Raw genomic sequence first — 23,208 nt, 5'->3', positions numbered from 1 at the left:
CCGCCGTCCCGCGCCGTCCCCTCCTCGCCGTCGCCGGACCGCACCAGCATCCCCGACGCGGCGGCGGCCATCAGCGCCGCGAACCCGAGCAGCAGCAGGTCGGGGTCCAGCCGCCGGTTGAGCATCGTTCCCGCGACGGCCGCGGCGGCGCCCGCCACCCCGAACAGCGCCCCGGTGCCCCAGCGGACGCGGCCCGCGCGGGCGTGCCCCGCCGTCCCGAACGCGGCGGTGAGCCCGACGATGACCAGGCTCGCCGTGGTGGCGTCACGCGCGTCCTGTCCGAGAACGTAGACCAGGGCCGGCACGGTCAGGACGGCGCCGCCCCCACCGAGGGAACCCAGCACGCCGCCGATGAGCACGCCGAGGAGCAGCGTGGGGACGAGCGTCACGCGGGCGCCCGGCCGGCCGCGACGCGCCGCCGCCGCGGGGCGCCCGCCACGGTCAGCTCGTACCCGGCGCGGGCGGAGAACTGGGCGACGACGGCGAAACGGTCACCGCGGACCAGCGTGCGGCGCCACTCCAGCGGCCGCGCGCCGTGCGAGGCGAGCCGGTCGATCGCGAACGCGGCGACGCCCGGCTCGACGCCGAGCAGCCGCCGCTCCGCGGACGTCGGCACGACCGCGCGGATGTGCTCGCGGCCCGCCGTCGGACGCACGCCGCACCGGGCGGACAACTCGTCGTACAGCGCGGTGTGGGCGAAGTCGGCGTCCAGCAGCGGACGCCCTATCCGCTCGGGCAGCCACACCCGGTCCAGCGCGAGGGGCTCCTCGTCGGCCAGCCTCAGCCGCTCCAGATGAAGGAGCGGGGTGGACTCCTCCAGCCCGAGCCGCGCGGCCACCACCCCGTCGGCGCGGACGTCCAGCACGCGGACGACGCTGCGCTGGTGCTGCCCCGCCGCCTCCACCGAGGCGAACAGGCTGTACAGGGCGCCGAGCGGCTGCTCGATCTCGGCGGGCTCGGCCAGCCGCGGCGCCCGCCCGCGCTCGGCGACCACCACGCCCTCGGCGCGCAGCCGCCGCAGCGCCTCCCGGACGGTGTGCCGGCTGACGCCGTACTCGGCGACCAGCGCCAGCTCGCCCGGGAACACCCGCTGGAACTCGCCCGCCGCCAGCCGCCGCCCGAGATCGGTGTGCACCTGGGCCCACAACGGAAGCGCGCTCGACCGGTCGACGGGCCGGGCCCCGGAGCCGGCTGTGCCCATCAGGCTCGTCCCCCCTGCTGCCACCTGCGATGTCCCTGATAATGTACGTACATTCGGACTTTTGTGCAATCGAGGGGCGGGACATGGACGTCGAGATCATCGAGACGGTGGAACTGGGCGACCGCAGCTACGTCGCGCACGACGGCGGGCTCGCGGTGGTCGTGGACCCCCAGCACGACCTGGACCGGGTCCGGCGCGTCCTCGACGAGCGGAACCTGCGCTGCGCGCTCGTCCTGGAGACGCATGTCCACAACGACTACGTCTCCGGCGGCCTCGAACTGGCCCGCACCACCGGCGCGCTCTACGCGGTGACGGCGGCCGAACCGGTGGCCTTCGACCGGCGCCCCGTCGCCGACGGGGACGAGCTCCGGGCGGGCGACCTGAGGGTCCGGGTCGTCGCCACGCCCGGTCACACCGACACCCACCTGGCCTACGTCGTCGGCCACGGCGCCGGCGAGACCGCCGTGTTCACCGGCGGGTCCCTGCTGTACGGCAGCGTCGGCCGCACCGATCTCGTCGACCCCGCCCGCACCGAGGAGCTGAGCCGCGCGCAGTTCCGCTCCGCCCGGCTGCTGGCCGACCTGTGCGAGGACGACGCGCGCGTCTACCCGACGCACGGGTTCGGGAGCTTCTGCTCGTCCGGGTCGATCGCGGGCGGCGGGTCCGTCGCCACGATCGGCCGGGAACGGCGCCGCAACGACGCGCTCACCGAACCGGACGAGGACGCGTTCGTCAGGCGCCTCGTCGCCGGGCTCACCGCCTACCCCCGCTACTACGCCCACATGGGCGCGCGGAACCTCGCCGGCGCGGGCCCCGCCGACCTGTCGCCGCCGTCCCCGGTGACACCGGACGGCCTCGCCGAGCGGATCATCGACGGCGAATGGGTGGTGGACCTGCGCGACCGCACCGCCTACGCCGCCGAGCACGTGGCAGGTACCGTCGGCGTCGAGCTCGGCCGCGACTTCTCCACCTACCTCGGCTGGCTGCTGCCGTCCGGCGTCCCGCTGACCCTCGTCGGCGACAGCGCCCGCCAGGTCGCGGACGCGCAGCGCCAGCTCGTCCGCATCGGCGTCGACCGCCCGGCCGGCGCCGCGGTCGGCGCCCCCGCCGACCTCGCGGCCGCGGACCGGCTGCGCTCCTACCGCACGGCCACGTTCGCCGAGATCCCGGCGGGCGCGACGGTCCTGGACGTCCGCCGCGACGACGAGCGCGCCGCCGGGGCCCTACCGGACTCGACGCACATCCCCCTGCACGCGCTGGAGGACCGGATGGCCGAGGTCCCGCCCGGCCGGATCTGGGTGCACTGCATGAGCGGGTTCCGCGCGTCCATAGCCGCGAGCCTCCTCGACCGCGCCGGACGCGACGTCATCCTCATCGACGACGACTTCCCCACCTGACCACGGAAAGGCGCCCCGGTCATACCCGGGGCGCCCCTACTCCCGTCTCAGAGCGCTCAGCCGAAGACCTCATCGAGAGACCCGGCGGTGATCGTGCGCGTCAGCCACGAAACGAGCTGCTCCTCATCCACACAACCCATGACCCGCTCACGCACCTCCTCCGAGACCTCGAACTCCCGCGCCTCCAGCGCCCAGAGCACCGCCTTGGCCCGACCACGGAGCTCGGCCCGGGCCCAAGCCCGTGCTTCGCCTATGGCCTCACCTATGGCCCGGTGGCGAAGGAAGACGTCGCTCTTGAACTTGTAGTCCGAGGTACCAGCCATCCGAGCACTCAGCCGAAGATCTCGTCGACCGAGTCGGCGCTGATCGCCCGCGTGAGCCAGACCCCGAACTGCTCCTCATCCGCACAACCCAGGACCCGCTCACGCACCTCCTCCGAGACCTCGAACCCACGCGCCTCCAGCGCCTTGAGCACCATCTTGGCCTCGCCACGGGCCTCGCCGCGGGCCTCACCTATGGCCTCACCTATGGCCCGGTGGCGAAGGAAGACGTCGCTCTTGAACTTGTAGTCGGCGGTACCGGTCTTCACGAGCTCCTCCAGGATCTTCTTGGCGGCCCTCGGGAGCGAGGCGAGCACCAAATCATGGTACAGGTCGGCCTTCTCGCCCTCCTTGTTCTCCAAGGTGGCGAGGGCGGCGTGGGTGATCTCCATGGCCTCCGCGTCGGGCTCGGTGACGTTGGCGATCGTGGACAGGACGGCCAGTTCGGGGTGCTGGGCCGCCTGGGCGGGGGTGGTGATGAAGGGGGTCGTGCCGGGGCCGAGGACGAGGGGGGCGAGGGCGTAGCCGGGGTGGCCGGTGTCGATGGGGAGGCGCGCCCATTCGGCCACGTTCCGGCGGGGGCAGACGACGACCAGGAGGCTCGGGCAGCGGAGCTTGGCTCGTAGCGCGGCCACGTAGACGGGCCAGCTGTAAACCTTGTCGACGTCCTTCTTGAGCTGGGTCTCGACGATGACGGCCAGGGACGTCGTGCCGGAGGAGCCCTCGTAGAACTCGACGGCGCTGTCGGCGCGGTAGGCGGCGGGAACGATCTGCGTGAAGTCCTCCGAGGTGTTCTTGATGATGGCGTCGTCCGGTACCTCGATGTCGAACGCGGCGCGCAGTAAATCGGCGACCACTTCGGGGTTGTCGCGGACGATCTGTCCTGGGGCTTCGTGGGCGACTGTGACCATGTCACGGAAAGTTACGGCCGGACCCCCATTGGATACCGACACTATTGAATGACCGAACGTGTTAGTTACGTCACAGAGTGTCGCCAGATTGTCTCCGGACGGATCGGGACTCGGGCGAGGAGGCGGCCCGTGGCGTCGCGGACGGTCTGGGGGCGGGGTCGCGAGGTTTCAGCGCAGCAGGGATCGAGGGGTGGGAGCCAGCCGCAGGACGGCCGGTTCGGGGATTCCCTCCGGCAGCACGATCGATGCCCGGACGGCGCGGTAGTCGTCCTCGCCGGGGTGGCGGGTGATGACCGCGACGTGCCCGTCGCCGGTGCGGACGGGCAGGCGCGGGAAGTTGTTGTCCGCGTCCAGCGAGGCCAGCGCGAGGGCGCTCGGCCCGAACAGCGGCACGACCTTCTCCCGCATCTGCGGCTCGGCGTCGGGCAGGGCGTCCCGGAACGACCAGAGCGTGACGGCGACGAAGCGGTCCGGGGGCGGGGCGCCGACGGGCGGCCGGTGGCGCGGGAGGGCGACCGCGCCGAGCGGGCGGAGCAGGCGCGCGTCGGAGGAGTCGGCCATCGTCGCCCGGGCCCTGTCGCGGTGCGCCGCCCACACCGGGCCGTCGTAGAAGGTGGGCAGGGCCCGGCCGCGTGCCGTCATGTCGGCGAAGCCGCGCAGCCACACGAACCGGTGGGGGTCGTCGAGGTCGCGGAACTGGCCGAGGACGGTCATGCCCGCGGCCTCCTGCGGCTCGACGAACTCCCGCTCGAACAGCTCGACGAGCTCGCCGGTCCGTCCGGGACGCATTCGGTACTGACGAAGTTCGATCACGTTCATGGCGGCCAGCATCACCGGCCGCGCGGCCCGCCCGGGAGGGGCGGGCGGGCCATCGTTCGGCAGGATCGGGCCAGGGCCGCTCAGGGGGCCGCTCCCGCGGTCGCGGTGTGCCGGAGGAGGGCGGGGACGAGGGCGTCCCAGGCCCGGCGGGGCAGTTCGTGGCCGACTCCGGGCAGGACGAGCAGTTCCGCGCCGGGGATCTCCGCGGCGAGGGCACGGCCGTTGCCGAGCGGGAAGAACGGGTCGTCCTCGCCGTGGACCACCAGGGTCGGCGCGGTGATCTCACCGAGCCGCTCCCGCCACCGGTCGCCGCAGTCCAGCGCGGCGAACGTGATCGCCATCTGGTCGGCGCGGTGCGCCTTGCCGGGGTCGAGGCCGGGGCCGGAGGCCATCGTCCGGTCGTGGATCCGCTCGATGGCCGCGCGCGCCTCGGCCTCGTCGAAGGCGGCGCCGCCGAGGTGCCGGGCGTTCGCCAGCATGAAGGCGACGACGGACGCGCGGTCCGTCCAGTCCACCGCGGGCCGGGTGGTGAAGTGCGCCATCAGCGCCGGGGCGTGCTCGGGCAGGTCGGGGTCGCTCGGGCCGGGAGCGGTCGGCCGGGTCGCGATCAGCGTGAGGGTCGCGACCCGGCTGGGGTGGTCGAGGGCGAGGAGCTGGGCGATCCAGCCGCCGACGCCGAACCCGGCGACGTGGGCGTCGGGCAGGCCGAGGGCGTCCAGCAGGCCGGCGGCGTCGGCGACGAGGTCGCGCAGCGTGTAGCCGGGGGACTCGGGGTCGGCCGCGGTGGAGCGGCCGGTGTCGCGCAGGTCGTAGCGGACGGCGAAGCGGCGCACCGCGGCCAGCCGCTCGCACAGGGCCTCGGGCCAGCTGAGCATCGAGTTGCCGATCAGCAGGACCGGCGGGTCACCGGGGTCGCCGTGGGTGCGGACGCACAGTTCCACCCCGTTCGCTTTGACGATCTTCTCCGTGCTCGTTTCCGTCATGCCGGGGCAGACCGTCCGCGCGCGCGGAACTCATCGGCGGCGTCCGCCGTGGCGGTTCACCAGGCCGCGGCCCCGGCGAACGACGTCGCGTGCGGGCGGTAGCCGAGGACCTCGCGGGCGGCGGTGATGTCGAGGGTGCGCTCCACCGCGAGGTGGCCGACCGCGTAGCGGGTGACGCGCGGCGGCCCCGGGCGGCGGGCCAGCAGGAACGCGCCCTCCAGCGCGGCGGCGGCGGGCCGCGCCAGCGCCGCGGGCAGGTACACCGGCCGGGCCGCGATCCCGCGTTCGCGCAGGATCGCGTGCAGCGCCGCGCCGATCACGACCGGGGACGCGTCCGCGATGTTGAACACGCCCGACCCGGCCGGCCCGGCGGCGGCGAGCAGGCACGCCTGGACGAGGTTGGCGACCGAGGTCAGGCTGACGCGCTGCCGGCCGGTCCCGGCGGCGGGCAGCAGCGGCCCCCGCACGGCCGACAGGACGCGCGGCAGGAGCGTGGTGTCGCCGGGGCCGTAGACGGCGTGCGGGCGCAGGACGATCGCCTCCGCGCGCGGGTCGGCGAGGACGGCGCGCTCGGCGGCGGCCTTGGACGCGCCGTAGGCGTTCAGGTACCGCGCGACGGGGGCCTCGTCCTCGGTGACCATGACGTTCGGCCGGAACGGGTCGTACACGCTGGCCGTGCTGACGTGGACGAACCGGGTGCCGGGGAAGGCGGCCAGGGCGGTGCGGGTGCCGGTGAGGTTGGCGGCGAACAGGGCGGCGGCGGGGCCCCAGTCGGTGACGGCGCCCGCGCAGTGGATCACCGCGTCCACGTCCGGGGCGTCCGCGAGCGGTCCGGTGGTGAGGTCCCACGTCCGGTACCGGGCGCCGCCCAGATGAGCGGCGGGGACGGTGGGGCGGCGGCCGAACGCGAAGACCGTGCCGCCTCGGGCGGTGAGCGCGCGGCACACGGCTCCGCCGACGAAACCGGACGCCCCCGTCACCGCGACCCTCACGGCGTCACCAGTTCCCGGAGCCGCGCGCGGTCCAGCTTGCGGGTCCGGCCGGAGCGCGGCAGCTCCGGCAGGACGACGATCCGGTCCGGGAGGGCGTCGTGGTCGATCACGCGGGGCAGGGCGCGGCGCAGCCGGGCGGGCAGGTCGCCGGCGCCCACCACGGCGAGCACGACCTCCTCGTCCCCGGACTCGGGGTCGGCGACGCCGACGAGGGCGGCCTCGGCGACGCCGGGGAGCGCGGCGATCGCGGGCTCGTACAGGCCCGGGTAGAGGTTGAACTTGCCGCGGATCAGCATGTCCTTCTTGCGGCCGGCGAGGATGAGGCGGTCCCCGTCCAGCCGGGCGAGGTCGCCGGTGGGCAGCTCGGTGAGCGGTTCCGCGCCGAGGTAGCCCCGGCACAGGTTCGGCCCGGACAGCAGCAGCTCGCCGTCGGTGGCGAGGCGGGCGCCGACGCCGGGCAGCGGGACGCCGAGCAGGTCGCCGCCGGCGCCGGAGGCGGTGTGCGCCAGCTTGTCCGCCGCGGACGCGATCGCCACGGGGAGGATCTCCGTCATCGCGTACACCGACAGGACCCGCGCCGACGGCGCCGCCTCGACCGCGCGGCGCAGGATCCCGGCGGGCGCGGGCGCCGCGCCGAGCAGGACGTACTTCAGCGCGGCGGGCAGGACGGGTGCCGCGTCCAGGATCTCGGCGAGGTGCACCGGGACGCAGAAGGTGTGCGTGGCGCCGCGCTCGCGCAGCAGCCCGGCGAACCGGGCCGGCGGGCAGCCGAGCGGCGGGATCGACCAGCGCGCGCCGGAGATCAGCGTCGGCAGCCCGAGCATGAGCTGGTCGGTGTGGACGACGTCGCCGGGGCCGAGCGGCAGCACGTCCCGGAACAGGCCGAGCGCCGCCGCGAGGGACCCCTGGGTGTGGACGACGGCGCGCGGGGCGGCGGTGGTCCCGGAGGTGAAGATGACGGCGGCGGGCGCGTCGGGGTCGGCGTCGCGCGGGGGCTCCGGCGCGTCCCCGCGGGCCAGGTCGGCGAACGCGAGCGATCCGCGCGGGACGCCCGGCAGGCGGCGGCCGACGTGCACGTGCCGCATCGGTCCCTCCCCCGGCACTCGCAGGTCGGCCAGGTTCGGCAGCAGCAGCCCGCGCCGCCGCGCGTACGCCCGGACGGGGCGCAGCCGGCTGCCCGCGTACAGCGCCGACTCAGCCGCTGACCAGCGCGGGCGCGCCAGCCGCAGCCGCGCGGTGAACATCTCCGGGCCGGCGCCCGGGTCGGCGAACACCACCACGCCCCCGGCGGCGACGACCCCGAGCGCGAGGACCAGCGCCTCCGGGGAGGGGCGCACGGAGAACAGCACCCCGTCCCCCTCCCGGAGCCCGTGGGAGAGCAGCCCGTGGCGGACGGCCAGCACCCGCTTCCGCAGGTCCCCGTAGGTCAGCTGGGCGCCGTCGCCGGCCACCAGCGCCACGGCTCGCGGGGTCCGGGCCGCCTGGTCGAGCATCTGCCGGACGAGCGTCATGCCGCGCCCCTCTCCGGTCGGCCGTCCTCGCTCCCAAGCCGCGCCGCCGCGGGGAGCGGCGCGGCCTGGGAGCGGACGGCGAGGACTTCGTAGGTGGGGATGAGGACGTGCCGGGCCGCCTTCCGGCGGGTGATGGTCAGCGGCGCCGCGCTCAGGACGGCGCGGGCCATCAGCCGGATCTCCGCCATGGCCAGCGGGTAGCCGATGCAGAAGTGCGGGCCCGCGCCGAACCAGAGGCGCCGCAGCTCGGGCGGGTGCGGGCGGTCCGGGTCGAACGGGCCGTGCGCGCGGCAGCAGTTGTGGGTGGCGATCAGGACGCGGTCGCCCGGCCGGACCTCGACGCCGCCGACGCGGGTGCGGCGGTGCACGCTGCGCAGCATCACGGGGGTCGGCGTGGCCACCCGCATCGCCTCGTCCACGGCGCGGGTGAGCAGCGCGTCCGGCCCGGCGGCGACGCGGGCGAGCTGCCCGGAGTCGGCCAGCAGCGCGACCAGCCGCGGCAGCAGCGTCGCCACGGTCTCGGTGCCGGTGAGGAAGAACGCGCCCGCGGCGCCGCGTGCCTCGTCCACCGAGAGGCCGAGCGCGCGCATGCGCCCCATCACGGTCTTCTCGTCCCCGGCGGCGTAGGAGCGGGCGGCGATGTCGCCGAGCGGGTCCAGCACCGCGCGGGCCCGGGCCACCTGGGACCGGGACAGCCCGCGCGTCCGCAGCGACACCATCGACACGATCCGCTCGCCCTGCTCGAACAGGTCGCGGTAGGCGTCCTCGGTGCGGGTCTCCAGGCCGATGACCTCGCCGATGACGGCGGCGGCCATGACCCGCGAGGCGTCCACCAGGTCGACGGCCGCGCCGCGCGTCAGGCGGCGGGCGAGGCGGTCCAGCGGCCCGGCCAGCACGCGGGCGCTCAGCTCGGCGCTGTAGGACGGGGTGAACAGGCCGGCGAGGCGGCGGCGGAGCGCGAGGTGCGCGTCCCCTTCCATGTTGAGCAGCACGGACGGGCCCAGCACCGGCGTCCACAGCTCGCCGGGCGAACCCGGTCCGTCCTTGCGGAAGGCGTCGCCGTCCATGAGGACGCCGCGGGCGAGGGACGCGTCGTTCACGACGACGCCGACGCCCGGCACGCGCACGCACGGGCCGCCGCGGGCGGCGGCGCGCAGCAGCGGGTAGGCGACGGGGTGCGCGGTCAGGTAGAGGCGGCTCTCCCAGTTCACCGGACGTCCACCACCGCGGGCCGGTAACGGTGGTCGGCGTACCAGCCGAGGGTTCTGACCAGGCCGAACGCGCGCAGGCGCCGCACCGACCCGTACACGAGGACGTCCTTGCGCAGCCCGTAGGCCGGGGTCACGTACCGGACCCGGTTGACCAGGGCGCGGTCCTCGTGGACGTCCTCGATGCGGGTGCGGGGGAACCCGCCCGCCCGCTCGTACAGCTCGGCGGTGATGGCGAGGTTGCAGCCGGGCATCATCACGTACGGGCCGAGGTAGAGGGGGTCCTGGTTGCCGGGGCGGAACCGGCCGAAGAGCGCGGCGCCCGCGACGACGGCGGGCAGCAGCCGCCGCTCCCACAGCCGCAGCGGGAACTCGTCGGTGCGCGGCCGCAGCGGCCCGCTGACCATCTCCAGCCCGTCGCCGAACGCGCGCCGGACCGCCGCGACCCAGCCGCGGTGCGGCAGGCAGTCGGCGTCGGTGCGGGCGAGGTGGGTGGCCCCGGCGGCGATGGCGTGCCGGAAGCCGGTGTCGGCGGCGGCGCCGGTGCCCTTCTGCGGCTCGGCGACGAGCCGGACGTCGAGTCCCGGGTGCGCCGCGGCGAACGCGCGGACGACGCCGGCCGTCCCGTCGGTGCTGCCGTTGTCGACCACGACCAGCGTGAAGGCGGTGTCGGTCTGGGCGGCGAGGCCGCGCAGCGTGGCCTCGATGGAGCGTTCCTCGTCGTAGGCGGGAACGACGATCCACAGGCGCGCGGCGGGCTGTGCGGAGGGTGCGGTCACCATGGTCACAGCTCCGCGAAGACGACGCCGAGGCTGATCCCGCCCGCGAGCCCGACGAGCGCGACGCGGTCGCCGGGTCCGCAGCGGCCGTCCGCGAGCGCGGTGGCGAGCTGGAACGGCAGGCTCGCCGAGGCGAGGTTGCCGTGCTCGGGCAGCGTCGGGACGAGCCGGTCAGCCGGGACGCCGAGGGCGGCGCGCAGCAGCTCCAGATAGGGGACGGTCACCTGGTGGACGGCGACGACGGCGAAGTCGTCCCAGATCAGGCCGGTCTTCTTCAGGGCGGTGTCGAAGAGCTCGGCGCCGCCCGCGACGAACGCGTCCTTGAGCAGCCGGCCGTCGCCGCTGAAGTAGGAGTGCTCGGGGTCGCGGGGGTGCATGGACCCGCCGCCGGGGAGGGTGCCCGCCCGCCACGCGCCGGAGACGGCGGCGAAGTCCCGGTAGAAGATCCCGCCGTCGGGGGCGGCCTCGACGAGAATCGCGGCGCCGCCGTCCGACAGCGTGTACCCGGCGAACGCGTCCGCGAACTGCGCGCGGTCGCGCACCTTCCAGCGGATCGCGCGGGACGGGCTCTCGCCCGTGCACACCAGGACGCGCTCGTACTGCCCGGTGCGGATCAGCGCGTCCGCCGTCTGGAGCCCGTTCAGGAAGCTGTTGCACGCGTTCTTGACGTCGAAGACGGGGCAGGAGGCGCCGAGCTTGGCCGCGACGATGTGCGCGGTGGCGGGCTCCACGAGGTCCTGCGACGCCGACCCGAAGATCAGCAGGTCGATCCGGCGCGCGGGCGTGTCCCGCTCGGCCAGGACGCGGCGGGCGGCGGCCACGGCGAGGTCGGACGCCTGCTCGCCGTCGGCCATGACGTGCCGGGCGCGGATCCCGGTCATCCGCTCGACGATCGTGGGGCGCGGCCGGTACCCGCCTCCCCCGGCGGCGACGCGGGCCTCGACCTCGGCGCTGCTGAGCGTGCGCGCGGGCAGGTGCGCCGCGACGGCGGTGATGCGGGCTCTCATCGGCTGGGTCCCCCCGGTTCCTCGGGCTCTCTCCGTCCGCCCCAGGCTCGCGGGCCGTGACCGGCCCCGGACAGGGAGACACTACGGAACCTGACCTGGGGGTTGTAACCCTGTTCGCCGTGAGTACTACCACTCATCCCCTCTGAGGGGAATCGCCCTGTCCGCCCGGGGCGGCCGCGCGGCACAATCACGGGGTGACCAGCACGGAGATCAAGAACGCGGCCCGGCACGAGGCCCGGCTGCTGTGGGCGGGCAACCGCGGCCTCTACGCGCTCCTCCAGGCGGCCCGGCACGCCGGTCCCATCGCGCGCGTGCCCCGGCTCGGCTGGATCGTGACCGACCCTGTGCTGGCCCGCCGCGTCCTCAACGACGGCGCCGCCTTCGGCATGAACGGCGAGGGCGGGGTCGGGCACCTGTGGACGCAGCTGTTCGGGCCCGAGATGGGGCGGTTCTTCGGGGGCGCCGGGCACGCGGAGGTCCGCACCCGCGCCCGCGACCTGTTCACCGAGGACGCCGCCCGGACCCTGGTCGAGCGCGCGCAGGGCGCCCACCACGCCGCCCTCGCCCGCCGCCTCGCCGCGGGCGAGGAGGTAGACGTCGCCGACACCGCCCGCGTCCTGGCCGGACGGCTCGTCGCCGACCTGCTCGGCCTCGCCCCCGGCCCGGACGGCCGCGCGCCGGACGGCCCCGCCGGGGACGAGGCGTACCGGCGGCTGTTCGCCGCCGGGGAGCGGCTGGCGACGCTGGCGATCGGCAGCACCGCCTCGACCGAACTGTCCCCGGCGACGGTGGCACGGGCCCGCGCGATCATCGAGACGATCACCGCCGGGGTCCCCCGCGCGTACGCGACCGGCGGGCCCGGCACGCTCCTCGGCCGCTGCCGGGAGATGGACCTCGGGCTGCCGCTCGCCCGCGGCCTCGCCACCCTGCTGGTGATCGCCGGGACCGAGACCGGCGCGTCCGGCACGGTGCGGACCGCGGCGCTGCTGCACAACACCGGGCAGCAGGGCGCGCTGCTCGCCGACCCGGCGCTGCTCGGCAACGCGGTGCGCGAGGGCCTGCGCGTCGCCGCACCGGCGCCGGTGATCGGCCGGCACGTGACGCGGGACGCCGAGGTCGGCGGCCGGACCCTGCGCGCGGGCGAGCGGGTGCTGCTGCTGACCTATCTCGCCACCAACGGCGCGGGGCCCTTCGACGTCCGCCGTCCGTACGTGCCGGAGACCCGGCAACTGTGGTTCGGCGGCGGCCGCCACCTGTGCCTCGGCGCGGCCGTCGCCCGCACGCAGGCCGCCCGGATGCTGGGGACTCTGCTCGCCGCGGGCCGCCCGTACCGCGTCGTCTCCCGGCGGCCCGCGCGCCGCGTCCTCGTCCCGGCCTACGCGGGGCTGCGGGTCACGCTCGCCTGAGCCGGGCCCATGGGCCCCTTCCTGTCACGCGGAGAACGAGACCTGGCGAACACGTCCTGGTCAGACGCGTGTGACGGGAGCGCAGCCCCGGTCCGGGGAGATCGGGGCGGTCTGGTCGTAGGGGTCTGCGGGCCGTCCGGACGGTGCGCCGCCGCCCGGAGCGGTGTCGTAGGTGGGGTGGACGAAGCCGTCGCCGGGGTCACAGCCCGCAGGCGCGGCGGAGGCTTCGGACCGCACGAGCCACAGCTTCAGCGCCGAACCCTCCTTGTGGACGAAGACCTCGGTCACGCGGCGGACGACCTCGCGCGTCACGGCGCCGGTCCCTCCCGGCAGCCGGACGGCGTAGACGAACAGGTGGTCGGTCCGCACGGTCGCGCCGCGCACCCCCCGACGCTCGCCGGGGCCCGCCGTCATCGTGCCGTGCACCTTGATCACGCCCGTGGCCGGCTCGGCGCTGCCCGGCGCGAACGCCGTCGTCCACCGCCGGGTGTTGCGCTCGCCGCGCCGGTCGAGATCCCGGGTGAAGTCGCGGCGCTGGTCCGGGTCGAGCGCCTGCGCGAACGCGTCGGCCCGCCGCTGGAAGACCGTGTTCGCATCGAGGTTCCCGGTGATGAGCAGCCTGCGGACCCGCACGCCGGCGAGCGCCATGTCGGCCTCCGACAGGCCGTTCACCGCCACGGGCGCGGGCGTCTCCAGTCCCGCCTGGCCCTCGGCGAACTGCGCCGCGGGCGACCCGGCGAACGGGTCGGCCGCGCCCGGGGCGGGCGCGGGCCCGCCGGGGCCGATCTGGACGATGCGCGCGCCGTCCTCCAGGCCGTCCCCGCGGCCGGGCCTGTTCCACCACCACAGGCCGGTGGAGATCAGCAGCAGCACCGCCACCCCGGCGACCACCTGCAGGACGGCCCGGCGGTGGCTCGGATCCCGGGTCCGGCGGTTCCACCGGGGCGGGCGGACCCGGAAACGGCGCAGGCCGCCCCTGGCGTGGCCGCCGCGGCGGGCCGGGGGCGGCGGGCCGAGGCGTTCCTGCGCGGACGGCTCGGTGAACGCGGCGCCCCTGACGAAATCGTCGTCGAACAGGGGCTCGTCGGCATCTGCGGGCATCGATCTCTCCGGGGCGGGGGAGGGTGGGCCCAGGCTAGTCGACTCCCCCGGTGCCGCGGGCGCCCGGCCGGGGCACCGGGGGGCTGGGGCCGGTGGGACGGGCGGCGTAACGTGGGAAGGGACAGGTCCCCGGGCCGCGGTGTTCGTGCCGGACGTGTTCGTGCCGGACGTGTTCGCGCCGGACGTGTCAGCGGAGGCCGGGGAAGGACGGACGGCCGCCCGCGCGCGGCGTCCCGACCGTGCGCGTCCCCCCTGCCATGGCCGAGTCCGGGCGCGTGGAGGCCGCGGAGCTCTCGGGAGGACCGCGATGACGCAGATAGAGGTCAAGAGTTTCGAGAAGCCGGACGAGACGCGCCAGTTCAAGGAGAAGGGCAAGGTCGAGCTGCTGGAGCTGGGCGCCCGGACCGCGTTCCGCGCGGAGTTCGAGCCCGGCTGGCGGTGGACCGTCAACGTCAGGCCGGTCGTGGGCACCGACCTGTGCGAGACCGCGCACTTCGGCTTCGTCGCGTCGGGCCGGTTGCGGATCACGATGGCGGACGGTGAGCAGCGCGACATCGGCCCGGGCGAGGTCTACCTGGTAGAGCCGGGGCACGACGCCGAGGTGCTCGGCAACGAGACGTGCGTCGCCTACGACTTCGGCGAGGTCGCCGACTACGCCAAGCCCAACTGAGGCGGGGGCCGCCTGAGGAAGACCCGAGCAGACACGCTCATGGCGCGGCGCAATGCCGCGCCATGAGCGTTCCTCATCCGGGCAGCCTCATGTCGATGCCGTAGCGCGCACCGACCGCGATCATCCGTCCGACGTCCGGGGGCTCTTCGGACGGCGGCGGCAGCGCCCGCACGGGCGCCCGCTCGCCCACCTCCGCGAAGAACCGGTCGATGTCGCCGCCCGGCGTGTACACGGAGAGCACGCGCGCGGTCCCGACCGGCTCGAAGGTCTCCAGGACCCCCGCGGGCAGATGGAACACCGAGCCCGGGCCGCCCTCGACCGTGTCCTCGCCGATGCGGAACCTGCAGGTGCCGTCCAGCACGTACACGGTCTCGGCGCCCGGATGGGTGTGCGGCGGCGGGCCCATGCCCTCCGGGACGGTCATCTGCATGACGACCATGGCCCCGTCGGTCTCCGCGCTCGCGACCTTGACCTCGTAGAGGCCCCCGAGAAGCCAGAAGGCGTCCCCCTCGGCGGCCTTCCGCGCGACTATCTCGTGTGCCATGTGATCCCCCTTTCACCTGGCCCTACCCTCACCCTCAGCAGGCGGGGCGGCGAACGTCAAGGGAACGGCGGGCGGATTGCTGAGATTCTCGGTCCACTGCCGGTCAGAGAAGTAGCGGCAAGTGAGCGCACGTTCACAGGATGTGCTGCAAGACTGGAAGCGGTAGTACCGCGCCGACTACGGAGACCCCTCTCGTGGACCTGACGACCATTCGCGACATCTTCCCCATCGCCGATCCGATCGAACGCGCCCGCGCGATCACCCGCGCGATGACGGAGCAACAGGGAATCACCGAGGAGGCCGCGCGCATCCGGCGCGGCGCCATCGCCGAGGCCCGGGAGGCGGGCCACAGCAACGAGGAGATCGCCCGAGCGCTCGGCGTCGTGCCGGGCCGGGTGTCCCAGCCGCGCAAGGGCCCCCTCGCCAAGGCGCCCGCGTGCCCGGCCACCCAGGGGCCGCCCGTGATCGTCCAGCGGGCGCTGCCGACCGACCCCGCCACCCGCGGCTCGGCCTCCCTGTTCCTGGTGGAGGCCGAGCGCCAGGGCGTCGCCGCCGGGCGGCGGATGCTCTACGTCGGCCCGGAGCCGGCCGGCGAGCACACCGCGGCCTGCCTGCACGTCGAGCCCGGCGAGGAGGTCATCGCCCGGCGCAAGATGATGACCGCCAACGAGGTGCCCGTGCGCATCGCGACGTCCTTCTTCCGCGGCGACCTCTTCCGCGGGACGCGCATCGCCGAGCCGGACTTCGTCCGCCCGACGCTCCAGGCGGCGATCGAGGCGCTGGGCTACGCGTTCGGCCACGCCGAGGAGACGCTGACCGCGCGTCCCGCCACCCCGTTCGAGGCCGAGACCCTGCGGCTCGACCCGGGCGAGTGGATCGTCCAGATCCTGCGGGCGTCCTTCTCCACCGAGGGGACCCCGATCCACACGCTGGAGACGGTCTGCTCGGCCAACCGCCACATCTTCCCCATCGGGCAGGTCGGCGCCCTCGACGAGTTCTGACCGGGCCGCGTCACGCCGTGACGCGGTAGGGGAGCAGGCAGATGAGCACGCCGGGCACGCGCTCGCGCAGCGCCTCGGCCAGCAGCAGGCTCCACTGGTCGTAGAGGAAGCGGTACCGGGGACGGCTCGACTCGATCGTCGGGACGAGCACGACGACCGTCCGGCCGTCCCGGGCCGCGATCCGCCGGACGTGGTCGACGACGGGCCGGATCCGCGTCTCCCGCGGGCTGCGCAGGATCTCCAGGGGCACGCCGGGGTCCCAGCGCTCCCACCGCTCGCGCAGGACGCCGGCCGCGCGCTCGTCGGCGGCGACCGACAGCGCCCTGACCTCCCCGCCGAGGCCGAGCGCCGTGCTCAGCGCGAACGCGGTCACCGCGCTCAGCTCGTCCACGGGCAGGATGACCAGCCGCGCGTCCTCCGACGGCCGGGGCCGCTCGGCGGGCACCCGGCCGAACCCGAGCTCCCGCGCGACGCGGTCGTAGTAGCGCCGGACCCGGCGCAACAGCAGGACCAGCAGCGGGATCACGACGGCCACCGCCCAGGCGCCCTCGGTGAACTTGGTGATCAGCAGCACCAGCGTGGCGACCGCGGTGAGGACCGCGCCGGTGCCGTTCAGCAGCGCTTTGCGGGTCCAGCCGGGCGGGCGCAGCCGCGCCCAGTGCAGCACGAGCCCGGTCTGGCTGATCGTGAACCCGGTGAACACCCCGATGGCGTACAGCGGGAGCAGGCGGTGCGTCCGCGCGTCGACGGCGACCAGCAGCACCGCGGCGACGACGGCCACGGCGAGCACGCCGTACCGGTGCACCGGGCGCTCGCCGCGCAGCGCGAACAGGCGCGGCAGCCTGCGGTCCCTGGCCAGCAGGCTGAGCAGCACCGGCAGGCCCCCGAAGCTCGTGTTGGCGGCCAGCGCCAGGGCGACGGCGACGATGACGCTCGCGGCCCGGTAGGGCCACCCCGTGCCGAAGGCCCCGGCGGTGAGCTGGGCGAAGATCGTCACGCCGGTCCGCGGAACGACCTCGTCGCGGCGGATCAGCAGGGCCAGGCCGACCAGCATCACGCCGAGCAGCGCGCCGAGCATCAGTTCGGTGCGCTGCGCCCGCCGGACCCGCGGCTCCCGGAACACCGGGACCCCGTTCGCGATCGCCTCGACGCCGGTCAGCGCCGTGCAACCGGACGAGAACGCCTTGAGCAGCAGCATGATCCCGAGCGCCTCGTGCGCGTGCGGCGCGACCCCGCCGCCCACGGTCGCCACCGGCCCGGACCGCACGAGCCCGGCGGCGATGACGCCGAGGACGGCCGCGATGAACAGCAGGGTCGGCGTCATCAGGAAGCGGGCGCTCTCGGCGATGCCGTACAGGTTCACGGCGGTCAGCACCGCCAGCACCGCCAGGGACGTCTCCAGCAGGTAGGGCAGCAGATCGGGGAAGGCCGAGGCGAGGGTCGCGGCGCCCGCGGCGAGGCTGACCGCGACGGTGAGCACGTAGTCGACGACCAGCGCGGCGGCGGCCAGCGTCCCGACGCGCGGGCCAATGTTGTCGCGCGCCACCGCGTAGGAGCCGCCGCCGTCCGGGTGGACGGCGATGACCTGCCGGTACGACACGACCAGGACGGTGAGGAGCACCGTGATGACCAGGGTGACCGGCAGCGTCAGCCGGACCCGCGCGACCCCGGCGGTGACCAGCACCAGGGCGATCGCCTCGGGCCCGTAGGCGACGGAGCTGAGCGCGTCCAGCGACAGCGCGACCAGGCCCTGGACGCTGGTCAGGTGGCTCTTGTCCCCCTCGCCGTGCCGCCGTTGGAGCCGCGGCTCGCGCGTCCCGGCCAGCAGGCCGCGCGCGTGCACCAGGGCACGGTCCGGCGCGAACGCCGAGGCGCCGTCCCCGGACCGGGCGCCGGGCCCGTCCCCGGAGCCGTCGCCGCCGGGTCCGGCGCGGCCGGTCTCAGCCCTCGGCAAAACCGGCGTCCGTTCCCCTGATCTGCTCCTCGTCGGTCATGCGCATCCGGAGCAGCCGGTCGATGACCTTGCCGATCACGAACGTGACGGCGAACGCGTACGCCCCCACGGCGAGGACGGCGACGACCTGCCTGCCCAGCACCGCGACGGACCCGCCGTAGAACAGGCCGGCGCTGCCCTTCTCCCAGCCGGTCGCGAGGAAGCCGAGCGACACCACGCCCACGATCCCGCCCGCGCCGTGGATCCCGGTGACGTCGAGGGTGTCGTCATAGCCCGCGACGAGCTTCAACTCCACCGCGTAGGTGCAGACGACGGCGGCGACGACGCCGATGGCGAAGGCGCCCTCGACGCTCACGAACGCGCAGGACGGGGTGATGGCCACCAGTCCCGCGAGCGCCCCGCTGGCCGAGCCCAGCCTGGTCATGTGGCGGAGCCGGAGCCGTTCCACCAGCCGCCAGGTCAGCATCCCCGCGCAACCCGCGATCATCGTGCTGACGAACGCCCGGGTGGCGAGGGCGCCGTCGCTGAGCGCCGACCCGGCGTTGAAGCCGAACCAGCCGAACCACAGCAGGCCGAGGCCGAGCATGACGAACGGGATGTTGCCCGGCCGCGGGCCCTCCCGGCGCCGGAACGCGAGCCCGGGTCCGAGGACCAGGGCCATGGCCAGCCCCGAGATGCCGGAGTTCAGCTCGACGACCAGGCCGCCGGCGAAGTCCATGACGCCCCACTCGTTGAGCCATCCGGAGTCGGCGAACACCCAGTGCGCCACGGGCAGGTAGACGAGCGTCACCCACACGACGGCGAAGCAGATCCACGGCCCGAACCGGGCCCGGCCCGCGATCGATCCGCTGATCAGCGCGACCGTGATGATCGCGAAGGTGAGCTGGAAGCAGGCGAAGATCTGTTCCGGGATCCGCCCCTGGAGCGCGTCCGGCCCGACGTGGCCGAGCCGCCAGTCGCCCCAGCCGATGAGACCGGCGTCGCCCGCGTCCGGGCCGAAGGCGAGGCCGTACCCGTAGAGGAACCAGACGACGGTCACCAGGCTGATGCTGATGAAGCTCATGTAGAGCATCGTCAGCATGTTCTTCGAACGGACCATGCCGCCGTAGAAGTAGGCGAGACCGGGCGTCATCAGCAGCACCATCGCGGTGCTCACCATCAGCCAGGCGGAATCACCGGTATTGAGACCGGACGACAATTTATACCTTTCGCCCAATTTGCCACTCCGGCCGTCGAGGCCGGGCCGGGACGAGCGCTATTTCCCTATGTTTCGCCCGCCGCGCGGCACGAAACTCCACCGGAACGACCTTGGTCAATCGTTGACGAATCCTCATTTTTACGAGGTGAGCACCGGGGAAATGTCCGCACTGGCGGCGCTCACCGTCCACCGCCGTGATCACCACCGTGATCACCGCCGCCCGAGGGGAGGGCCGCCATGCCGCCGGCGCCGTCCGCGGGCGAGAGCGCCGGGGAACGGCGGCCCCCGGCCGTGCGCCGGGCCCTGGACGCGTGCCTGTCGATCCTGCGCGGCGTGGCCCAGGTCGAGTTCCAGCCGAACCAATGGACGGGGCTGTTCTTCGTCGCCGCGCTGTTCGCGGGCGGCTGGCGGTTCGGCGCCTTCGGGCTGCTCGGCACCGCCGCCGCCACGCTGACCGCCTACCTGCTGGGCTCGTCCCCCGGCCGGCTCACGACGGGGCTCGAAGGGTACTGCGGGACGCTGATCGGGGTGTCCCTGGTGCTCTACCTCGGCGTGAGCTGGATGACCGCCGCCCTCGTCGTGGGCGGGGCGGTCGCCGGGAGCGTGCTGACCTCGGCGCTCACCGTCCTGCTCAAGCCGTACGACCTGCCGCCCTTCACCGCGCCGTTCTGCGTGGTGACGCTGGTGATGGTGATCGGCGGGCCGTCCTACGCGCGGGTCTGGGACCGGCACGCCGGAGCGGCGCCGCCGTCGGCGTCCGACCCCGGTACCGCGATGAGCTGGCACGACTTCTGGCACGGCGGCCTCAACGGGCTCGGCCAGGTGTTCTTCCAGGACCGCTGGTACGTCGGGCTGATCTTCCTGGCCGGGCTGGCGGTGGCGAGTCCGGTGGCCGCCGCCGCGGCGGCCGCGGCGAGCGTGCTCGGGCTGCTGGTCGGCTGGTTCCTCGGCGCGCAGGCGGCCGACCTGGGCGCCGGCCTGTACGGGTACAACGCCGTGCTCACGGGGATCGCGCTGGTGGGGACCTTCCTCGTGCGGTCCCCCGCCGGCCTCGCCTACGCGGCGGTGGGCGCGGCGACCGCCGCGGCGCTGACCGCCGGGCTCAGCAACCTGTTCACCGTGGTCGGCGGCCACACCCTGACCTGGCCGTTCGTGCTGGTCACCTGGGTGTTCCTGGCCGCCGTCCCCTACCTGTCCGCCCTCCGCCGGCCGGGCTGAGGACCGGGCCGCGCCGGCCCCGGGCATGAGAGGACCCAGATGAACCTGACACCACGAGAGATCGACAAACTCCTCGTCTTCGTCGTCGCGGAGATGGCCGAGAAACGCCGGGCGCGCGGGCTGAAGCTCAACTACGGGGAGGCGGTGGCGCTGATCAGCTCCACGATCGTGGAGGCGGCCCGGGACGGCAGGTCCGTCGCGGACTGCATGGAGCTGGGCAAGCGGGTCGTCGGACCGGACGACGTGCTGCCCGGCGTGCGGGGGATGATGAAGCTCATCCAGGTCGAGGCCGCCTTCGAGGACGGCACCAAGCTCGTCTCCTGCCACGACCCCGTCGGCGGCGGGTCATGACGCCCCGGCGCCCCGCGCCACCACACGGCGCTGCACCACACGGCGCCGCGCGCGAACCCGGGGACGAACGCTTGAGGGGGGCGGCCCGCCATGGCCGATGACGTCTACATCTACGCGCCGGGGGACATCGAGATCAACGCCGGGCGCCACGCGGAGACGCTGACCGTGCACAACACCGGCGACCGCGCCGTCCAGATCGGCTCGCACTTCCACTTCTTCGAGGTCAACCGGGCGCTGCGGTTCGACCGGACGCGGGCCTTCGGGATGCGGCTGGACATTCCCGCCGGGACCGCCGTGCGGTTCGAGGCGGGCGACACCAAGCGGGTGCGGCTGGTCGCCTACGGCGGCGGGATGCGCATCATCGGGTTCGGCGGCCTGCTCAACGGGAGCATCCGCTCCGCCGCCGCGCGGGAGGAGGCGCTCGCCAGGATGCGGGCGCGCGGGTATCTCGACGAGCCCGAGGACGGCGGCTCCGGCGACTCGGCCGGGTCGGGCGGGACGCACGAGCGGCCCGGCGGGACGGAGGGCGACCGGCGATGACCTCGATCTCCCGCGCGAAGTACGCGAGCATGTACGGCCCCACCGTGGGCGACCGCCTCCGCCTCGGCGACACCAACCTGGTCGTGGAGGTGGAGAAGGACCACTGCGAGGGCCACTACGGGGACGAGTCGCAGTACGGCGGCGGCAAGACGGCCCGGGACGGCATGTCCGCGGACCCGGCCTCGCTCAACGCCACGACGGCGCTGGACACCGTGATCACCAACGCCGTGATCATCGATCCGGTGCTGGGCGTGGTCAAGGGCGACATCGGGATCAAGGACGGCCGGATCGCCGGGATCGGCAAGTCCGGCAACCCGCACACCCAGGACGCGGTGGACCGGCGGCTGATCATCGGACCGGGCACCGAGGTGATCTCCGGGGAGAACCTCGTCGCCACCCCGGGCGCGCTCGACAGCCACGTCCACTTCATCACGCCGGAGCAGGCCCGGCACGCGCTGAGCAACGGCGTCACCACCCTGATCGGCGGCGGCACCGGCATGGCCGACGGCAGCCGCGGGACGACCTGCACGCCCGGCCCGTGGAACATCGCCCGCGTCCTGCAGGCCTACGAGGACGTCCCGATCAACGTCGCGGTCTACGGCAAGGGCAACGGCAGCCTGCCGGGACCGCTGGACGAGCAGCTGCGGGCCGGCGCGTGCGGGCTGAAGGTGCACGAGGACTGGGGCACGACGCCCATGGTCATCGACTGCGCGCTGCGCGTCGCCGACGACCACGACGTGCAGATCGCCCTGCACACCGACACGCTGAACGAGGCCGGCTTCGTGGCGGACACGATCGGCGCGATCAACGGCCGGGCCGTCCACACCTACCACTCCGAGGGCGCGGGCGGCGGGCACGCCCCCGACATCCTGCGGATCACCTCGGAGCCGAACGTGCTGCCCGCCTCGACCAACCCGACGCTCCCGTACACGAAGAACTCGGCGGACGAGCTGCTGGACATGACGATGGTCTGCCACCACCTCAGCTACGACGTCCCGGAGGACCTGTCGTTCGCCGAGAGCCGCGTCCGCGCCGAGACCATCGCGGCCGAGACGGTGCTGCACGATCTCGGGATCATCAGCATCATCGGCTCGGACTCGCAGGCGATGGGGCGGGTCGGCGAGTCGTTCACCCGGGCGTTCCAGGTCGCGCACCACTGCAAGGACAAGCGCGGTCCGCTGCCCGAGGACTCGGACCGCAACGACAACCACCGCGTGCTGCGCTACCTGGCCAAGCTCACGATCAACCCGGCCCGCACCAGCGGGATGGCCGACACGATCGGCTCGCTGGAGGACGGCAGGCTCGCCGACATCGTGCTGTGGCCGGTCCACTCGTTCGGCGCCAAGCCGTTCCTCGTGGTCAAGGGCGGGCTGATCTCGTGGGCGCAGACCGGCGACCCGAACGCCTCGCTGCCGACGGCGCAGCCGGTCCGCCTGCGTCCCGGGTGGGCCGCCTGCGGCCGCGCGCTGCGCGAGACCTGCGTGACGTTCATGTCGGACGCGGCCATCGCGGCGGGCGTCCCGGAACGGCTCGGGCTGGAGCGGATCATCCGGCCGGTGCGGCAGTGCCGCACCGTCGACAAGCGGCACATGCTGCGCAACTCGACGCTCGCGGAGGTGAGGGTGGATCCGGAGACCTACCGGGTCACCGTCGACGGGGAGCCGGTCACCATCGAGCCCGCCGAGCGGCTGCCGCTGAACCGGCTGTACTTCATCGCATGACCGCCGGTCTCGAACCGCTGCTCGCGCAGCTCCAGCTCACCGACTCCGGCTTCCCGAGCGGGCTGTACACGCTCTCGCACGGGATCGAGGGCCACGTCCAGCTGGGGCTGCCGGCGGGCGGCGCCCTCCGGGACCTGGTGGCCGGCCTGGTGCGGGCGGCGGGCACCGCCGACGCGGCGGCGCTGGCGCTGGCGCACCGGGCGGTGACGGCGGGCGACTGGGACGGCGTCGTCGCGGCCGACCGCGCGCTCCAGGCGATCAAGCTCGGCCGGGAGCAGCGGACGGCCTCGACGCGCACCGGGCGGCAGGTGCTGGACCTGGCGGGTCCGGCGTTCAGATCGGAAGAGCACACGTCTGAACTCCAGTCACTCCAGCC

Annotated in this window: 24 protein-coding genes; 9 read left to right on the top strand and 15 right to left on the bottom strand. The window is 74.5% G+C overall.

Going from position 1 to position 23,208, the window contains the following annotated elements; translation table 11 throughout:
- Together E1291_RS24205 and E1291_RS24200 are read right to left on the bottom strand one after the other, a co-directional pair.
- On the bottom strand, positions 1-389 hold a 389-nt coding region (locus E1291_RS24205; RefSeq protein ID WP_165495267.1), incomplete at its 3' end, for a TSUP family transporter.
- Positions 386-1,201, bottom strand: a complete 816-nt coding sequence (locus tag E1291_RS24200; protein WP_131740270.1) for a GntR family transcriptional regulator — start codon at positions 1,199-1,201, stop codon at positions 386-388. The genes E1291_RS24200 and E1291_RS24205, both read right to left, overlap by 4 nt.
- A gap of 83 nt (positions 1,202-1,284) precedes the next feature.
- On the opposite strand from E1291_RS24200, the gene E1291_RS24195 reads away from it, so the two are divergent.
- On the top strand, positions 1,285-2,598 hold the full coding sequence (locus E1291_RS24195; RefSeq protein ID WP_131740269.1) for an MBL fold metallo-hydrolase: 1,314 nt from the start codon (positions 1,285-1,287) through the stop codon (positions 2,596-2,598).
- 56 nt (positions 2,599-2,654) lie between these two features.
- On the opposite strand, the gene E1291_RS24190 is transcribed toward E1291_RS24195, so the two are convergent.
- The 9 genes from E1291_RS24190 to E1291_RS24150 form a co-directional block, all read right to left on the bottom strand.
- Positions 2,655-2,921: a hypothetical protein gene (locus tag E1291_RS24190; RefSeq protein ID WP_131740268.1), complete on the bottom strand. Its 267-nt coding sequence runs from the start codon at positions 2,919-2,921 to the stop codon at positions 2,655-2,657.
- Positions 2,922-2,929: 8 nt separating this feature from the next.
- The gene (locus E1291_RS24185; RefSeq protein ID WP_131740267.1) at positions 2,930-3,829 is read right to left on the bottom strand and encodes a hypothetical protein; all 900 of its coding nucleotides are present in this window, start codon (positions 3,827-3,829) and stop codon (positions 2,930-2,932) included.
- A gap of 168 nt (positions 3,830-3,997) precedes the next feature.
- Complete coding sequence (locus E1291_RS24180) at positions 3,998-4,648, bottom strand: NIPSNAP family protein (RefSeq protein ID WP_207400908.1); 651 nt, start codon at positions 4,646-4,648, stop codon at positions 3,998-4,000.
- 80 nt (positions 4,649-4,728) lie between these two features.
- Positions 4,729-5,631, bottom strand: coding sequence for an alpha/beta fold hydrolase (locus E1291_RS24175; RefSeq protein WP_131740265.1), 903 nt, complete (start codon positions 5,629-5,631; stop codon positions 4,729-4,731).
- Between the two features lie 56 nt (positions 5,632-5,687).
- Positions 5,688-6,623, bottom strand: coding sequence for an NAD-dependent epimerase/dehydratase family protein (locus E1291_RS24170; protein ID WP_131740264.1), 936 nt, complete (start codon positions 6,621-6,623; stop codon positions 5,688-5,690).
- Positions 6,620-8,134 carry a class I adenylate-forming enzyme family protein gene (locus E1291_RS24165; protein WP_131740263.1) on the bottom strand — a complete coding sequence of 505 codons (1,515 nt, stop codon included), beginning with the start codon at positions 8,132-8,134 and terminating at the stop codon, positions 6,620-6,622. The genes E1291_RS24170 and E1291_RS24165 overlap by 4 nt, the downstream gene beginning before the upstream one ends.
- Positions 8,131-9,345 (bottom strand): cytochrome P450, encoded by a 1,215-nt coding sequence (locus tag E1291_RS24160; protein ID WP_131740262.1) that lies wholly within the window; start codon positions 9,343-9,345, stop codon positions 8,131-8,133. The genes E1291_RS24165 and E1291_RS24160 overlap by 4 nt, the downstream gene beginning before the upstream one ends.
- Entirely contained in the window at positions 9,342-10,124 is a 783-nt protein-coding gene (locus E1291_RS24155; RefSeq protein ID WP_131740261.1) for a glycosyltransferase family 2 protein, read from the bottom strand. The genes E1291_RS24160 and E1291_RS24155 overlap by 4 nt, the downstream gene beginning before the upstream one ends.
- A gap of 2 nt (positions 10,125-10,126) precedes the next feature.
- On the bottom strand, positions 10,127-11,128 hold the full coding sequence (locus E1291_RS24150) for a 3-oxoacyl-ACP synthase III family protein (RefSeq protein WP_131740260.1): 1,002 nt from the start codon (positions 11,126-11,128) through the stop codon (positions 10,127-10,129).
- 194 nt (positions 11,129-11,322) lie between these two features.
- On the opposite strand from E1291_RS24150, the gene E1291_RS24145 reads away from it, so the two are divergent.
- A complete protein-coding gene (locus E1291_RS24145) occupies positions 11,323-12,534 on the top strand; it encodes a cytochrome P450 (protein WP_207400907.1) in 1,212 nt (403 codons plus the stop codon).
- A gap of 60 nt (positions 12,535-12,594) precedes the next feature.
- Here the strand turns inward: E1291_RS24145 and E1291_RS24140 are convergent, their stop codons facing one another.
- Complete coding sequence (locus E1291_RS24140; RefSeq protein ID WP_131740259.1) at positions 12,595-13,635, bottom strand: SCO2583/SCO2584 N-terminal domain-containing protein; 1,041 nt, start codon at positions 13,633-13,635, stop codon at positions 12,595-12,597.
- Between the two features lie 307 nt (positions 13,636-13,942).
- Here E1291_RS24140 and E1291_RS24135 point away from each other — a divergent pair, with 307 nt between their 5' ends.
- Positions 13,943-14,305: a cupin domain-containing protein gene (locus E1291_RS24135; RefSeq protein ID WP_131740258.1), complete on the top strand. Its 363-nt coding sequence runs from the start codon at positions 13,943-13,945 to the stop codon at positions 14,303-14,305.
- 73 nt (positions 14,306-14,378) lie between these two features.
- Here the strand turns inward: E1291_RS24135 and E1291_RS24130 are convergent, their stop codons facing one another.
- Positions 14,379-14,849, bottom strand: coding sequence for a cupin domain-containing protein (locus E1291_RS24130; protein WP_131740257.1), 471 nt, complete (start codon positions 14,847-14,849; stop codon positions 14,379-14,381).
- A 194-nt stretch (positions 14,850-15,043) separates the two neighbouring features.
- On the opposite strand from E1291_RS24130, the gene E1291_RS24125 reads away from it, so the two are divergent.
- On the top strand, positions 15,044-15,850 hold the full coding sequence (locus tag E1291_RS24125) for a GntR family transcriptional regulator (RefSeq protein WP_131740256.1): 807 nt from the start codon (positions 15,044-15,046) through the stop codon (positions 15,848-15,850).
- Between the two features lie 10 nt (positions 15,851-15,860).
- Here the strand turns inward: E1291_RS24125 and E1291_RS24120 are convergent, their stop codons facing one another.
- Together E1291_RS24120 and E1291_RS24115 are read right to left on the bottom strand one after the other, a co-directional pair.
- Positions 15,861-17,804, bottom strand: coding sequence for an APC family permease (locus E1291_RS24120; RefSeq protein WP_242614342.1), 1,944 nt, complete (start codon positions 17,802-17,804; stop codon positions 15,861-15,863).
- The gene (locus tag E1291_RS24115) at positions 17,791-19,002 is read right to left on the bottom strand and encodes an ammonium transporter (protein ID WP_131740255.1); all 1,212 of its coding nucleotides are present in this window, start codon (positions 19,000-19,002) and stop codon (positions 17,791-17,793) included. The genes E1291_RS24120 and E1291_RS24115 overlap by 14 nt, the downstream gene beginning before the upstream one ends.
- 237 nt (positions 19,003-19,239) lie before the next feature.
- Between E1291_RS24115 and E1291_RS24110 the strand changes: the two genes are divergently transcribed.
- The 5 genes from E1291_RS24110 to E1291_RS45390 all read left to right on the top strand — a co-directional run.
- Positions 19,240-20,220 (top strand): urea transporter, encoded by a 981-nt coding sequence (locus E1291_RS24110; RefSeq protein ID WP_131740254.1) that lies wholly within the window; start codon positions 19,240-19,242, stop codon positions 20,218-20,220.
- A 39-nt stretch (positions 20,221-20,259) separates the two neighbouring features.
- Positions 20,260-20,571: an urease subunit gamma gene (locus E1291_RS44135; protein WP_131740253.1), complete on the top strand. Its 312-nt coding sequence runs from the start codon at positions 20,260-20,262 to the stop codon at positions 20,569-20,571.
- Between the two features lie 90 nt (positions 20,572-20,661).
- Positions 20,662-21,111 (top strand): urease subunit beta, encoded by a 450-nt coding sequence (gene ureB, locus E1291_RS44130; protein WP_131740252.1) that lies wholly within the window; start codon positions 20,662-20,664, stop codon positions 21,109-21,111.
- A complete protein-coding gene (gene ureC / locus E1291_RS24095; protein ID WP_131740251.1) occupies positions 21,108-22,832 on the top strand; it encodes an urease subunit alpha in 1,725 nt (574 codons plus the stop codon). Before ureB ends, ureC begins: the two co-directional genes overlap by 4 nt.
- Positions 22,829-23,208: urease accessory UreF family protein (locus E1291_RS45390; protein WP_278045281.1), on the top strand; the 380-nt coding region annotated here is incomplete at its 3' end. The genes ureC and E1291_RS45390, both read left to right, overlap by 4 nt.

The sequence above is a fragment of the Actinomadura roseirufa genome (assembly GCF_900659635.1).
Lineage (GTDB): Bacteria > Actinomycetota > Actinomycetes > Streptosporangiales > Streptosporangiaceae > Spirillospora > Spirillospora roseirufa.
This window is presented reverse-complemented; position numbering and strand designations above follow the sequence as displayed.